12 protein-coding genes and 2 pseudogenes are annotated in these 13600 nt (G+C 71.7%); 7 read left to right on the plus strand and 7 right to left on the minus strand.

Annotated features, from left to right (window positions below):
- Positions 1-124: 124 nt before the first annotated feature.
- Positions 125-1081 (minus strand): N-acetylmuramic acid 6-phosphate etherase, encoded by a 957-nt coding sequence (murQ, locus tag ACVNF4_RS08210; RefSeq protein ID WP_461802026.1) that lies wholly within the window; start codon positions 1079-1081, stop codon positions 125-127.
- A gap of 65 nt (positions 1082-1146) precedes the next feature.
- A complete protein-coding gene (locus tag ACVNF4_RS08215; protein WP_461802027.1) occupies positions 1147-2031 on the minus strand; it encodes a MurR/RpiR family transcriptional regulator in 885 nt (294 codons plus the stop codon).
- Between the two features lie 56 nt (positions 2032-2087).
- Here ACVNF4_RS08215 and ACVNF4_RS08220 point away from each other — a divergent pair, with 56 nt between their 5' ends.
- Positions 2088-2486: a hypothetical protein gene (locus ACVNF4_RS08220; protein ID WP_461802028.1), complete on the plus strand. Its 399-nt coding sequence runs from the start codon at positions 2088-2090 to the stop codon at positions 2484-2486.
- On the plus strand, positions 2483-2776 hold the full coding sequence (locus ACVNF4_RS08225; RefSeq protein ID WP_461802029.1) for a DUF4031 domain-containing protein: 294 nt from the start codon (positions 2483-2485) through the stop codon (positions 2774-2776). The genes ACVNF4_RS08220 and ACVNF4_RS08225 overlap by 4 nt, the downstream gene beginning before the upstream one ends.
- Before the next feature lie 22 nt (positions 2777-2798).
- On the opposite strand, the gene ACVNF4_RS08230 is transcribed toward ACVNF4_RS08225, so the two are convergent.
- Positions 2799-3887 (minus strand): GNAT family N-acetyltransferase, encoded by a 1089-nt coding sequence (locus ACVNF4_RS08230; RefSeq protein WP_461802030.1) that lies wholly within the window; start codon positions 3885-3887, stop codon positions 2799-2801.
- A gap of 42 nt (positions 3888-3929) precedes the next feature.
- Positions 3930-4577 (minus strand): HD domain-containing protein, encoded by a 648-nt coding sequence (locus ACVNF4_RS08235; protein WP_461802031.1) that lies wholly within the window; start codon positions 4575-4577, stop codon positions 3930-3932.
- Between the two features lie 50 nt (positions 4578-4627).
- On the opposite strand from ACVNF4_RS08235, the gene ACVNF4_RS08240 reads away from it, so the two are divergent.
- Entirely contained in the window at positions 4628-5299 is a 672-nt protein-coding gene (locus tag ACVNF4_RS08240) for a maleylpyruvate isomerase family mycothiol-dependent enzyme (protein ID WP_461802032.1), read from the plus strand.
- A gap of 114 nt (positions 5300-5413) precedes the next feature.
- Positions 5414-6091: a copper homeostasis protein CutC gene (locus ACVNF4_RS08245; RefSeq protein WP_461802033.1), complete on the plus strand. Its 678-nt coding sequence runs from the start codon at positions 5414-5416 to the stop codon at positions 6089-6091.
- 16 nt (positions 6092-6107) lie between these two features.
- Here the strand turns inward: ACVNF4_RS08245 and ACVNF4_RS08250 are convergent, their stop codons facing one another.
- Complete coding sequence (locus ACVNF4_RS08250; protein WP_461802034.1) at positions 6108-8153, minus strand: HelD family protein; 2046 nt, start codon at positions 8151-8153, stop codon at positions 6108-6110.
- Between the two features lie 292 nt (positions 8154-8445).
- On the opposite strand from ACVNF4_RS08250, the gene ACVNF4_RS08255 reads away from it, so the two are divergent.
- Positions 8446-8634: a hypothetical protein gene (locus ACVNF4_RS08255; protein WP_461802035.1), complete on the plus strand. Its 189-nt coding sequence runs from the start codon at positions 8446-8448 to the stop codon at positions 8632-8634.
- A 16-nt stretch (positions 8635-8650) separates the two neighbouring features.
- Here ACVNF4_RS08255 and ACVNF4_RS08260 read toward each other — a convergent pair whose 3' ends face one another.
- Both ACVNF4_RS08260 and ACVNF4_RS08265 read right to left on the minus strand, forming a co-directional pair.
- Positions 8651-10303, minus strand: a complete 1653-nt coding sequence (locus ACVNF4_RS08260; RefSeq protein ID WP_461802036.1) for a DNA repair helicase XPB — start codon at positions 10301-10303, stop codon at positions 8651-8653.
- A 95-nt stretch (positions 10304-10398) separates the two neighbouring features.
- Positions 10399-13059 (minus strand): helicase-associated domain-containing protein, encoded by a 2661-nt coding sequence (locus tag ACVNF4_RS08265; RefSeq protein ID WP_461802037.1) that lies wholly within the window; start codon positions 13057-13059, stop codon positions 10399-10401.
- A gap of 156 nt (positions 13060-13215) precedes the next feature.
- Here ACVNF4_RS08265 and ACVNF4_RS08270 point away from each other — a divergent pair.
- Together ACVNF4_RS08270 and ACVNF4_RS08275 are read left to right on the plus strand one after the other, a co-directional pair.
- Positions 13216-13476: pseudogene (locus ACVNF4_RS08270) on the plus strand (hypothetical protein); the annotation flags it as partial.
- A gap of 13 nt (positions 13477-13489) precedes the next feature.
- Positions 13490-13600 (plus strand): annotated as a pseudogene (locus ACVNF4_RS08275) (lipase); the annotation flags it as partial.

The following is a 13600-nucleotide window of genomic DNA, read 5'->3' on the forward strand; positions in this document are numbered from 1 at the left end:
CTGCGGGTATTACGGGTACTACGGGGGCGCGGCTGGGGCTGCGGGTACTACGGGTACTACGGGGAGCGACTGGTACTACGGGTATGACGAGGACCAGTGGGGGAGGGCGCGGGTACTACGGGTATTACGGGTTTTCCCCGGTACTACGGGTACTACGGGACCCCCGGACGACATCGAGCGCCCTCCGCAGCTGCCCCCCGCACTCCTCCAGCACCCGCCCCGCAGTCACCGCGTCCACCCCGCCCAGCAGGACGAGAACCGCGTTCTTCACCTCACCCCCGGTAGCGGTGAGTGCGACCTCGACGGCGGCCTCCTCCGCCCCCGTGGCCAGCGCGACGATCCGCCGGGACCGCGCCCGCAGCTTCTCGTTGGATGCGCGGACGTCGACCATGAGGTTCCCGTACGTCTTCCCGAGCCGGATCATCGTGATCGTCGAGATCATGTTGAGCACGAGTTTCTGGGCGGTCCCCGCCTTCAGCCGGGTCGACCCGGTGACGAACTCACCCCCCACGACGACCTCGATCCCGTACTCCGCCGCACCCCCGAGCGCACTCCCCGGATTGCAGGCGACCCCCACGGTCAACGCCCCCCTACCTCTCGCGTACTGCACACCCCCTACCGCGTAAGGCGTACGCCCCGAGGCGGACACCCCCACCACGGTGTCCTCCCCCCTCAGGGACAACCCTTGGAGATCCCGTACCGCCGACTCCCGGGAATCCTCGGCCCCCTCCACCGAGTCCACCACCGCCCCCGGCCCACCCGCGATGAGCCCCACCACCTGCCCCGGCGCGGTGTTGAACGTGGGCGGACACTCGGACGCGTCCAGCACCCCCAACCGCCCAGCGGTCCCGGCCCCCATGTAGATCAACCGCCCCCCACGCCCCATTCGCAGCGCGATGGCGTCAATAGCGGCGGAAATGACGGGCAACTGAGAAGCGACAGCGGCGGGAACACCCGCGTCTTCCCGATTCATGAGCCGCGCGATATCAATCGTGGATAGCTCGTCGACCCGCGCGAGATCGGCACGAAACGACTCGGTGGGAAGAGTGGAAAGCTGGGCGAGAAGATCAGAGGAGGACATGGCAGAAAAGCTCTTTCAATCAGTGAGTTCTTAAACAGACCTCAACGAAAGGTCACCCTCAGGGCCTACCGATGCCGATGGGCCAACGCCTCGTACGACGCGGCCAACGCGGGCGCCGCGGACTCGTAGATCCGCTGGGCGACCCCCACGAACAGACAGTCCACCACCAGTAATTGCCCGGTCCGCGAAGCCATGGCCGCGGGCCGCAACTCACTCTCCCGGGCGGACGACGTCGTCAACACGTGATCCGCGTACTGCGCGACCGCCCCGTCCCCCCGCCCGGTGATCGCCACCGTCGTCGCCCCCCGCTCGAAAGCCACCCGCAAAGGCTCGATGACATCCCCCGTGGACCCCGAATGCGTAATCGCGACGGCGACATCCCCGCCCCGCAATTGCACCGCATTGGTCACCGCGAGATGAGGATCGCTGTGCGCGTGCGCGATCAATCCGATCCGCAGCAATTTCTGCACGAGATCCTGCGCGACGAGCCCGGAAGCCCCCACCCCGTACACATCGATCCGCCGAGCGGACGCGGCGGCGGACACGGCGGCCCCCAACTGCACCGTGTCGAGCCCGGCGGCGGTGTCGGCCAGCGTCTGCGCCTCCGCCTGCGCCAGCTTGCTGACGACATCCCCGATCGGGTCGTCGACGGCGATGTCGGTGGTCAGCGCGGGCGCCCGCCCCGACTGCTGATGCGCGGCGAGCCCGGCCAGCGCGAGCCGCAGATCGCGGTACCCGGGGTACCCCAGTACCCGAGCGGTACGGACGACGGTGGCCTCACTGGTCCCCGTACGCTCCGCGAGCCCCGTCACGGTGAGCGCCGCGCACCCCGCGGGATCGCCCGCGACGGCTTCGGCGACGCGCTGCATGGACCGGGTCATGGAGGGGGCGAGCGTGCGCACCTTGGCCGCGAGTGCGCCGCCGAAAATTTCCTTCACGTCGCGGGTCACGTTCTGAAAGATATTTTCGGTTCGGCGCCCCGGTCAAGAGTGCGCACAATGAAGACATGAGCACCGACCCCGTACACCCCGTAAGCCTTCTGGAGCAGTCCCTGCACCGGGCCCGCGCCCTGGTCCTGGCCGACCTGGTCGCGGGTGAGGTGGCCGAGGCGGACGTGGTGTCGCTGGTCGAGGAGTCCGTCGTGCAGCGCCGCTGGTGGGTGGAGCAGTGGCCGGACGGCGCACAGTACGTCGCAGGCCTGGTCGCGCAGGACGTGCAGGACGCCCTGCTGGAGCGGTACGGCCGTTGGCCGCTGTGCCCGGTCTGCGGCTCGGGCGACCCGCACGCCCTGGAGGTCGAGCCGGAGCTCGGCCCGGACCCGCACTGGGTCTGCCACAAGGCGGGCGTGAAGGTCGCGGCGGTCGGTACACTCGGCGCCGGTCAGGACGGCCCGCCGTCCTCATGACCGTCTACATCGACCCGCCCGCCTGGCCCGGCCACGGCCGCCTCTGGTCCCACCTGGTCAGCGATCTCTCCTACACCGAACTGCACGAGTTCGCCGAAGAGTTGGGCATCCCGCCGCGTGCCTTCGAGCGCGATCACTACGACATCCCGGCGCACCGCTACGCCGACGTGGTCGCCGCCGGCGCGGTCGAGGTCAGCAGCCGCGAGGTCGTCCGCCTGCTGCACGGCGCGGGCCTGCGCCGCCGCAAGACGAGCGTCCCGCAGAGCCGCCGGGATGCTCAACACCCTTGATTCCGCGGTCCCTTCAGCGCCGTCAGAGCCGGTACCGCCGCAGTTCGTAGGCGTCCCCTTCCGTATCCTCCCCGACCCCCACGAACCCGACCCGCTCCAACACCCCCCGAGACGCGAGGTTCTTGGGCTCCACGACGGCGAACAGGCTGTCCACATCCCCCTGTTCACGCCCGAGCGCCCACTCCCCGACGGCCCGCACCGCCTCCGTCGCGAACCCGTTCCCCCGCGCCTCGGGCACCACGTCGTACCCGATCTCCGTACGGCCGTCCCCGTCCGGCGCCGCGTGGAAACCGAGGCTCCCGATGGCCAGCCCGTCCGCCCGCCGCACCAGCACGAACAGCCCGAACTCCGCCCGCAGCGCGCCCTTTTCGTACGACGAGAAGACCAGCCCGGCGGCCTCGCGCGTGCCGTCGAGGGGCCCGTCGCCCAGCCAGCTGAACCCGCCGTCGCCGACCGCCCGCAACTCGTCGAGGGCCGCCGGGGTGGCGGACTCCAGAGTGAGGCGCTCGGTCGGCAGGACGAGGCTGTTGTGCCAGCTCCACCTGTTCACCCGTGCCCGGCCGGGCAGGTCCCCGCGCCCCGTCGCCCACAGCAGCGTCTCCCAGGGATCGACACCCGGCCGCACCTCGGGGAAGATCCGCTGGAGCACGAACTCGGCGACTTCCGAAGACGGTTGGAAGGCCGCGCCGAGACCGAGCGCGATGTCGTGGGTGTGCAGCAGGACCTCGGCGACACCCATCGCGGCGAACCCCTGCCGGTTCGCGCTGCGGAACGGGGACGGATGGAACGCCCGCACCCGTGGCGGCGTGGTCCGCACGGCCGCCGCGAGCAGCGCCCCGCCCGTCTCGATCACGTCCACCACACCGGAGTTGGACGTGCCGTCCGTGAACCGGATCTCGAACGGCAGGTACGCGTCCCGGGCTCGCCCCGCCAACTGCCCGGCATAGGACAGGAGATCGTCCGCGATGTGCTCGGCGGTGTCCCGGCAGTTCCAGTCCAGGCCCGCCGCGAGGGTCCCCGTCCAGTCCCGCTCCGTGAGGCTCCGCAGCAGCGTCACGGACTCCGCGACGGCCGCGTCCAGTTGATCTCCACCCGAATGACTTCTCCGCATGACGAGAGGGTAGGGCGCCCAGCTCCCCAGCCGCTCAGCCCCTCAGCCGGTCAGCAGCTCCAGTTCGGCGCCGATGTTGCGCCGCGCGTCCGCCTCCCAGTGCTCCCTGCCGTACTCCGTCCTGAACAGCCGTGACATGGCGAGGAGTTGGCGCAGAACACCGGCCCGGCCGGTGCGGAAGGCAGCCTCGGGGACGAAGTGGTACTCCTCGCGCACGGCGGCCGTGTACGCCGTGTAGACGTCCGGCGCCGAGGCGAGGACCGCGAGGTCCGCGTCGCACAGCACCTCGCCGTTGCGGTCCCCGGAGGCCGGGTCGTGACCCTGGGTGAGCCGCACCAGCCGCGCGACCTCCGCCACCCCCCGCTCCGGAACCCCCGCCTCGGTCAGCGCCCGCTCCGCGAGCCTCGCCGAGCGCTCCTCGTTCGTCGACCGGTCCGGCAGGTAGACGGCATCGTGGAACCAGGCCGCGAGCCGCACCAGACCGGGGTCCTCGGCGTGGCTCTCCAGTACGTCGACGCGGTCCAGCACCGCCGTCAGATGACTGAGCGTGTGATACCTGCGGTGGGGTTCCTGCCAGCGCTCGATGAGGTTGTCGGCGTACCGCTCAGGTGCGATGGCACAGGAGTCGTCGGCCCGCGCGGAGAGCAGCGCGAGGAGCCAGCGGGCGTGCAGGGCGTCGAGATCGGCCATACGCCCCATTCTCCCGGCACGCGAGGGGCGCACGGTCATACGGTGGTCGTATGGCCCCTACTTCAGAGCTACCCCGCGACCCCGAACTCCCCGGCCGTCTCCTCGCGGCGGAGCGCGATGCCCTGATACCCCTCCTGCGCGCCCGCCCCGACGCGGACTTCGCCCTGCCGACCGCCGGCTGTCCGGGCTGGTCCGTACGGGACGTCCTCGCGCACTGCTCCTCGGCCCTGATGCGGGTGGTGGAAAGCCGTTACGAGAAGGGGGTGTTCTCTCCCGAGTCGAACGACCGCGACATCGCCGACCGCGCCGACTGGCCCATGGCGCGCATCGTCGACGAGCTGGAGCGCGGCATGACGGAGGCGGCCCCGGTGATCGCCGCCTCGGACGGCACCCTCGACCTCATCGCCCTCGGCGAGTGGATCCACGCGGGCGACGTCCGCGAGGTCTGGGACGAACCCGGCGCCTACGCGGGCCCGGCCCTCCCCACGGCCCTGACCCTCCTCACCTGGTACACCCGGCGCCGTGCGCACATCCCTCTCCGGGCCGACCTCGACGACACCGACACCCCGCTCACCCTCGGCGGCACCGACGGCTCCCACCCGCCGGCCCGCTACCTCGGCCCGGCGGCCACGCTGATACGGCTGTACTCGGGCCGGTCGGTCAAGGGCGCGTCGTACGAGCTGGTCGGGGTGGGGGAGGCGGAGCTGAACCTGTTCGGGTGACGGGGCGACTCACCCCTGAGAACTACCCCCTGAGAGCTACCGCTCGGGAGCTACTCGCTGACGTACCCTGATTGGACTAGACCTTTAGAGGGGCCCGACGACGGAAGGCACCGCATGAGCACGCGCGCACTCCTGGAGGTGATCGCCCTCTCCCCGCAGGACGCGGTCGCGGCACAGGAGGGCGGCGCGGACCGGGTCGAGCTGGTCTCCGAGATGGCCTCGGACGGGCTGACCCCGGCCCTCTCGGTGTTCGACGCGGTCCGTACGGCCGTCGACATCGACGTCCGCGTGATGCTCAGACGGACGGACGGCTTCGCGGCCGGCGACCTCGGACAACTAGTCCGGGCGGCAGGGGAGTTCAGGGAAGCCGGCGCCGACCAGTTCGTCCTGGGCTTCCTCGACCCCGAAGGCGCCGTGGACCTGCGCGCGATGGAACACCTCGTCGCCGTCCTGGACGGCTGCCGCTGGACCTTCCACCGCGCGATCGACCACGCCGCCCACCGCGAGCAGGCCCGCAAGGCCCTCGCGGGCCTGCCCGGCCTGGACACCTACCTCACAGCGGGCTCGCCGTCCGGCGTCGAACAGGGCCTGGAGACCCTCCTCGCGGAGGCCGGCCGCTACGACGAACGCCTCCTGGTCGGCGGCGGGTTGACCCTCACGCACGTCCCGGCCCTGCGCGCGGCCGGAGTGGACGCCTTCCACGTCGGCGGAGCGGTACGGCCGGACGGCTGGACCGAGCCGGTGTCACCGGAGGCGGTCCGCACCTGGCGCCGGGCGATCGGCCCCGCCTGACCCGGGATGACGGCAACTACCTGATCTGCTCCGGCAGTTCGGTGCCGTGCACGACAACGAGCCCCGAAACGGCCCGGGTCAGCGCGACGTACAGCCGCCGCAGCCCGGTCCGTTCGTCCGGCTCCCCGTCCACCACGGCCTGCGGCTCGTCGAGCACGACGTAGTCGTACTCAAGTCCCTTCGCCAACGAGGCCGGAACCAGGGTGAGCCGGGTCTCCGCCGTGGTCTCCTGACCGGGATCGAGGTACGACACCCCGGCCGCCCCCAGCGCCTCCGCGAGCACGGGGATCCGGGCGTCGGCCGCGATCAGCCCGATCGACCCCTCCCGCAGCAGCAACTCCCCGCACGCCTCCACGACTTGCTCCACCTCGGAGACGTCCCGCAGCTCGAAGAACCCGGGGTTCTCCCGCACCGACGCGACCGGCGTGAGACCGGGCGCGATGTGCGGCAGCAGCCGGGACGCGTAGGTGATGACGTCCGTCGGCACCCGGAACCCGGCGGTCAACTCCTCGACCACCGCGTCGGATTTGCCCAGATGCCCGAGCGCCTCCTCCCAACTCCGCGTCGCCCAGGGGGTGGTGCCCTGCGCGAGATCGCCGAGGACGGTCGCGGAACCCGTCGTGCAGCGCCGCCCCACCGCCCGGTACTGCATGGGGGAGAGGTCCTGCGCCTCGTCGAGGACGACGTGCCCGAGGGAGTGCGTGCGCTCGACGACATCGGTCGCCTCGTCGATCAACACCGCGTCCGCGGCGGACCACTTGGCCGACTTCACGGACCGCACGGGCTTGGCCCACAGGATCGTCTTCTGCTCGTCGTCGGTGAGGACCCCGGCCGCGTGCTCCGCGAGGAACTCCGGCTCGCTCAGCAGCCGCAGCACCAGCTTCGCCGGATCGACCGGCGGCCAGATCGCCTTCACGGCCGCCTTCACCGCGCTGTTGCGGGCCACCGAGTCCTGCACCCGGTCGTCCGGCGCCTCCCCGGCGCGCTCCATCTGGACCAGCACCGCGTGCGCGATCCGCTGCGGCAGGGCCTCGCGCGCCGCACCGTACCGGATGTCGCGGTCCAGCAACTCCCGCACGATGTCTTCGAGTTCGTAAGCGGGCACCCGCCACCGCCGGGACCCGCGCACCACGAGCACGGGCTCGGCCGGCGGGGTGACGTGCGCGTAGACCGCCCGCCGCAACACCTCCGCCATCCGCGCGTCGCCCTTGATCACGGCAGCGTCGGCGCCGTCCGCACCCCGCACCTCGACATGCGCGACCAGATCGTCCACCGTCGCCTGACGCACCGCCAACTCACCCAGGGCAGGCAGCACTTGCTCGATGTACTGGAGGAAGGACTTGTTCGGCCCGATGACGAGCGTGCCGGTCCGGGCGAGCCGCTCGCGGTGCGCGTACAGCAGATACGCGACCCGGTGCAGACCGACGGCGGTCTTCCCGGTCCCCGGACCGCCCTGCACGCACACGCTTCCCTGGAGGCCGCTGCGCACGATCTCGTCCTGCTCGGGCTGGATCGTCGCGACGATGTCCCGCATCGGGCCGACACGCGGGCGCTCGATCTCCTGCTGGAGCAACTTGCTTGTCCGCGCCACCTCTTGGGGGTCGGAGAGGTGTTCGTCCTCGTACGCGGTGAGGTCGCCGCCGGTGTACCCGAACCGGCGGCGCAGCCCGACGTCCATCGGATCCTTCTTCGACGCCCGGTAGAACGGCTGCGACACCGGCGCCCGCCAGTCGATGACCATCGGGTCACCGTCACCGTCGTGCACGTGCCGCCGCCCGATGTAGAAGCGCTCCCCGTCCGCCCCTTCCGCCTGCTCGGCGCCGGGAGCGTGCAAGTAGTCCAGCCGGCCGAAGAACAACGGCGTGTCGCTCAGGTCGGCGAGCGCCTTGATCCGCTCCTCGATCTGCCGGGCCAGCACCTCGGCGTTGACCCAGTTCGCGGTCACGTCCTTGATGTCCAGCGCCTCCACGTCCTCCCGCATCGCCCGCAGCGCGGTACGGGACGCGGCGAGATGGGAGCGCTCACGGAACAGGGGGTCGTCGGCGGACACGGGCGTGGACAAGGGGGTGCCTCCGGGGTACGGGTACTACGGGTGGGTGCGGCTGAGGTGCCGCCCGGTTTCCGACCGGGCGACGGCACTCCACGGGGGAGGCGGCAAGAGCGGAGATTGTAGGCGAGCGTCCTGTGCACGGGCCAACGAATTTTTCGCAGAGGTATCCCCCAGAGCGAAGACCCTGAGACGAACCCCTACGACCCCTGAGACGTCCCGTCCCTCTTGAGTCGTAGGAAACGGACGGGAAAGTTGGCTCTGTGGACCGATGCCCGCTTTATGTCCGGGATCGCACTATGGGGACATGAGCGCAGCGACCTTCACACCAGCCCAGGCCGCCGGTCGCCCCTCCGGAGCGACCTCGATGACGGTCCCGCACCGACACCGCCTCGGCGACACCGTCCGCGCGATACGCGTGTTCGCCGGTGCCGCCTTCGACGTCATGATCCTCGGTCAGTACGGCGAGGAGGTGGGCGTCCGCCGCCGCAGATGAACCGGCCGGAGCCGGTTCAGCCCGCGTCGGGCCCGGCCAGCAGATCGTCCGCGTCGACGATCCGGTAGGCGTACCCCTGCTCCGCCAGGAACCGCTGCCGGTGCGCGGCGAAGTCCTGGTCGATCGTGTCCCGGGCGACGACCGAATAGAAGTGCGCTTGGTGCCCGTCCGCCTTCGGCCGCAGCACCCGCCCGAGCCGCTGAGCCTCCTCCTGCCGCGAGCCGAACGTCCCGGAGACCTGGATGGCGACGGTCGCCTCGGGCAGGTCGATCGAGAAGTTCGCCACCTTCGACACGACGAGCACGCTGATCTCCCCCTCCCGGAACGCGTCGAAGAGCTTCTCGCGCTGGGCGTTGGAGGTCTCCCCCTTGATGACGGGCGCGTCGAGATGCTCCCCCAGCTCGTCGAGCTGATCGATGTACTGCCCGATCACCAGGATCTGCTGCCCGGCGAACCGGCGCACGATCGCCTCGGTCACCTTCCGCTTCGTCGCGGTCGTCGCACAGAACCGGTACTTCTCCTCGGCCTCGGCGGTCGCGTACGCGAGTCGCTCGGAGTCGGTGAGATTGACCCGCACCTCGACACAGTCCGCCGGCGCGATGTACCCCTGCGCCTCGATCTCCTTCCACGGCGCGTCGAACCGCTTCGGCCCGATCAGCGAGAACACGTCCGACTCCCGCCCGTCCTCCCGCACCAGCGTCGCCGTCAGCCCGAGCCGCCGCCGCGCCTGAAGGTCGGCGGTGAACTTGAACACCGGCGCCGGCAGCAGATGCACCTCGTCGTAGACGATCAGCCCCCAGTCCCGCGAGTCGAACAGCTCCAGATGCGGATAGACACCCTTCCGCTTCGTCGTCAGCACCTGGTACGTCGCGATGGTGACCGGCCGGATCTCCTTGCGCGTCCCGCTGTACTCCCCGATCTCGTCCTCGGTCAGCGACGTCCGCTTCACCAGCTCGTGCTTCCACTGCCGGGCGGACACGGTATTGGTCACGAGAATGAGCGTCGTCGACTTCGCCTGAGCCATCGCCCCCGCCCCGACCAGCGTCTTCCCCGCCCCACACGGCAGGACGACGACCCCGCTGCCCCCGTGCCAGAAGTTCTCCACGGCCTGCTTCTGGTACGGCCGCAGCGCCCACCCGTCCTCGGCGAGCCCGATCGGATGCGCCTCCCCGTCGACGTACCCGGCGAGGTCCTCCGCCGGCCACCCCAGCTTCAGCAGCGTCTGCTTGATCTGCCCCCGCTCCGACGGATGCACGACGACCGTGTCCGGATCGATCCGCGCCCCCACCAGCGGCGCGATCCGCTTCGACCGCAGGATCTCTTCGAGCACCGGCCGGTCCGTGGTCGTCAGCACCAGCCCGTGCGCCGGATGCTTGCTCAGCGTGAGCCGCCCGTACCGGTCCATCGTCTCCGCGATGTCCACCAGCAGCGCATGCGGCACCGGATACCGGCTGAACTGCACCAACGCGTCCACGACCTGCTCCGCGTCATGCCCCGCCGCCCGCGCGTTCCACAGCCCCAGCGGCGTCACCCGATACGTATGAATATGCTCCGGCGCCCGCTCCAATTCCGCGAACGGCGCGATCACCCGACGACACGCATCGGCCTGCTCATGATCGACTTCAAGCAGCAGCGTCTTGTCCGACTGGACGATCAGCGGTCCGTTCACGTGTGCACGTCCTCTCCGCCAGGAGCCTCGACGGAGGCTGGGGCAAACGTCCAGTGTGCCTCATCCGGGGTAACTCACGCGGGGTATGCGGGACGTCACTCCTCCGCCAGCTCCGCCACCCCCGTGATCCGGTGCAGCGGATACGTGCGGACCTCGTCCGCCGTGTGGTCGTAGGCCGTGACGAAGCCGCCCTCGACCCGGAGGGGGGCGATGACGCGCTGGGAGGCGGCGCCGTCGGCGTTCACGTAGCCGATCCAGAGGGGCTCGTTGGTGAGGACGGCCGCCTGGACGGTGGCGAGGGTATCGGCGGCGGAGGTACGGGGGAGTACGTCGGAGGTACTACGGGAGGTCTCGGGGGCGGGTTTCCGGGGCGTCGTGGAGGCCAGGTCGCCCGCGCGGACGGCGCGGACCGCCGCCGCCAGGAGGGTGGCGTCCGGGACCGGGGGGCCGTCCGGGACTGGCTCCGGAGGGGTACGGGGCGGAGTGCGGTGGGAGTCGGCGCGGTGGATGAGGACGTCGCCGTCGGGGGACTCGGCCGCCGGTGCGTAACCCATCGTGCGCAGGACGTCGAGAAGGGACGCCGGGTCGGCCTGGGCCGCCAGGACCGTCGGGGCGAGGCGGCGCAGGCGCAGGGGGGTGGAGCGCTTGTCCGCGAGGATCTCGTTCAGGAGCGCGTCGTCGTCGCAACGGACGTACGCCGAGGCCGCGCCGACCCGGAGGTGGCCGTGCTTACGGGCCACGTCGTCGATGAGGTACGCCAGCGGCTGCGGGACCGGTGTGCGCGAGTGCGCCGTCAGGAAGGCGTGCAGGTCGGAGGCGGCGCGGCCGGCGTCCAGGGCACGGCGCACCGAGGCCGGGGTGAACCGGTACACCGTCGCCCCGCCCTTCGACTCGACGTCCGCCAGCACACCGAGCATGTCCGCCAGCGGGCGCTGGAGCGGGCCGGGCGCGACCGCCGTCAGGTCCGCCTGGAGCAGTACGTGGTCCAGGGGTTCGGGGAGGAGGGGGGTGAGGAGCCGGGCGGCTGCGGCCGTCGCCACGGCCTGCTCCGCGGGGGGTAGGGGTACTACGGGGTGCGGCGACGACCGATGGTGGGCGGGCAGGTGGTGGACGGCCAGGTGGTGGACGGGCAGCTTGTCGCCCGCGTCCGCCGGGTCCGATGCGGAGACGGTCGCTTCGTCGCCGGGTACGGCTCGCCGCCCGCCGTGCTCGCCGTCCCCGGCTCCGGACGACGATGGCCCGCCCCCGGTGCCCCCTAGGGGACCGCCCGCCGGAGCACCCCGCCCCTCACCCACCCCCAGCAACGCCCGCCCCTGCCCCGACAACGCACCCCGGCCCGTGACCCCCAGCAACTCCGCCTCGTTCAGCGTCCATTGCGCGAGCCGCGTCCGCAGATCGCCCTCACCCCGCTCGGGCCCCCGCAACGGCCGCTCCCAGCGCAGCCGCGCAAGTAGCGCTTCAGGGTCAGGGGATGCCCCCTCCGGGAGCTCCGCGAGCAGCCCCAGCACCCGGCGCCGTACCTCCGGCGCGGCCGAACGGTCGAGCCCGGCGCCGAGCGCCGAGAGCGTACGGTCCTTCGCGTCCCGCCCGCCCACAAGCCCCGACGTCCGCGTCGCCCTCAGCCACGCCTCCGCCAGCCGCGCCCAGCGCTCCGCCGCCGGACGCTCCCGCCACTCGTCGTACTCGGGGGTCGCCGCGTACCGCTCGTCCGCCTCCCCGTCGGACGCCAACAGGCCCGCCGTGTAGGCGAGTTCGACCCAGAACGCGGCCACCGGTTCCGACACGTCCAGCGCCACGGCCGTCCGCTTGAGGTCACGCACGCTGAGCCCACCGGCCCGTAGTACCGCAGGACCACCCTCGTCCCAGTCCTTCAGCAGCTCCTCGACGGTCGCCAGCGCCGTGTACGCCTGCCCGGCCGCCGTCGCGTCCACAAGCTGTGGACGGTGAACTCCCGCCGCCTCCACGGCCGGTGGCCACGGCTCCACCACCCGGTGCGCCCGCCCGCCCCGCAGATGCAGCGCCACCTCCCGAGGCAGGACGACCGTCCCCGGCGTCGTCGGCAGCAGCAGCCCCCGGTCCAGCAGCCAGCGCAGCCGCGCCGCCGGATCCGCCGTGACCTGCCCGTACGGCGGCCCCCACACCAGCCGCTCCAGCACCTCCAGCGACTCCGCCGGAGCCTTCGCCAGCAGCGCCTTCAGCTTGCGGCGGCTGGCGAACAACGCCGTCAGCCCGGCCACCGCGCTCACCGAGTCGTGCGTCGACGGCAGCCCCGCCGCCGCCACGATCTCCTGCACCCGCCCCGGAGACATCCCCGCCGTCGCCTCCTGCACGCTCGGCCCGAGACCCGTAGGGGACGGGTGCTGCGCCGAGGGGGCGAGTAGCTCTCTGGCGGTACGCACCAGCCGTAGCCGGCTGTCGTCGCCCCACAGCAGCGCCTGCTCCCGCAGCGTCGCCACCGCGCCGGGCAGCGCCGCCACCACCGCCGGGTCCTTCTCGTCCCCGGCCATCAGACCCAGGAGCTCCGGGTACGACGCCGGATCCGCCGCCACGGCCAGCGCCTCCGCCGTCTGCAACGTGAACCGGTCGAGCCGCTCCAGCGCCCGGACGACCGACGCACGCGTGCCCGCGCGCGTCGCCAGCTGGGTCAGGTCGGACGGCACCGGCGTGATGAGGTCCGGCCGGCTGCGCAGCAGGGCGGCGAGGGACCGGTCGTCACACGAACGGAGCGCCTCGGCGAGGGAGCGGGGGGTGCTCATCTGACCCACGGTAGCGGGTAGCGCCGGGGGAGGGGTGCCCCGTGAGAGTTACGCCTCGGGAGCCAGGGGCGGGCCGAGGGCCTCGCCCGCTGCCCCGTAAGCCCCCTACAACCTCAGACCTACTGGACGAAGTCCCCCGCGCGGTAGCTTCTTCCCGTGGGGATCGAAAGCGACCAAGTCGTCTACGAGTACCTGAGCCGCGTCGGTGACGTGGCTCAGCAACAGCAGTTGGCGTCGGGGGCCCGGATGCGGCTCGTGTCGGAGCTGCGCAACGAGATCGACCAGCGCCGCGCGAAGGCGTCGGCGGACAGCCCTGCGGCGGTCCGGAAGATCATCGCCCGGCTCGGCAGCCCTGACGACGTCGTCGCGGCGGCGGGCGGCGGCGGTGCGCCTGGTGCGCCGGGTGCGCCCGAGGTGCCCCTGACGGGGTGACCTCTGCCCCCTCGACCTCTCCGAGCACGCCCTCATCGGCCTCACCGACCGCATCGCGTTCCACGAGGTCGCCAACGCGCTGGACCCGTCCCGGGCCAGGCCGACGACC

The organism is Streptomyces sp. S6, assembly GCF_054880855.1.

Bases quoted from the DNA above. Each gene is read 5' to 3' on its own strand.
- murQ (WP_461802026.1), bottom strand. From the start codon at position 1,081: ATGTCCTCCTCTGATCTTCTCGCCCAGCTTTCCACTCTTCCCACCGAG.
- ACVNF4_RS08255 (WP_461802035.1), top strand. From the start codon at position 8,446: ATGAGCGCAGCGACCTTCACACCAGCCCAGGCCGCCGGTCGCCCCTCC.
- ACVNF4_RS08220 (WP_461802028.1), top strand. From the start codon at position 2,088: ATGAGCACCGACCCCGTACACCCCGTAAGCCTTCTGGAGCAGTCCCTG.
- ACVNF4_RS08245 (WP_461802033.1), top strand. From the start codon at position 5,414: ATGAGCACGCGCGCACTCCTGGAGGTGATCGCCCTCTCCCCGCAGGAC.
- ACVNF4_RS08240 (WP_461802032.1), top strand. From the start codon at position 4,628: ATGGCCCCTACTTCAGAGCTACCCCGCGACCCCGAACTCCCCGGCCGT.
- ACVNF4_RS08235 (WP_461802031.1), bottom strand. From the start codon at position 4,577: ATGGCCGATCTCGACGCCCTGCACGCCCGCTGGCTCCTCGCGCTGCTC.
- ACVNF4_RS08265 (WP_461802037.1), bottom strand. From the start codon at position 13,059: ATGAGCACCCCCCGCTCCCTCGCCGAGGCGCTCCGTTCGTGTGACGAC.
- ACVNF4_RS08230 (WP_461802030.1), bottom strand. From the start codon at position 3,887: ATGCGGAGAAGTCATTCGGGTGGAGATCAACTGGACGCGGCCGTCGCG.
- ACVNF4_RS08225 (WP_461802029.1), top strand. From the start codon at position 2,483: ATGACCGTCTACATCGACCCGCCCGCCTGGCCCGGCCACGGCCGCCTC.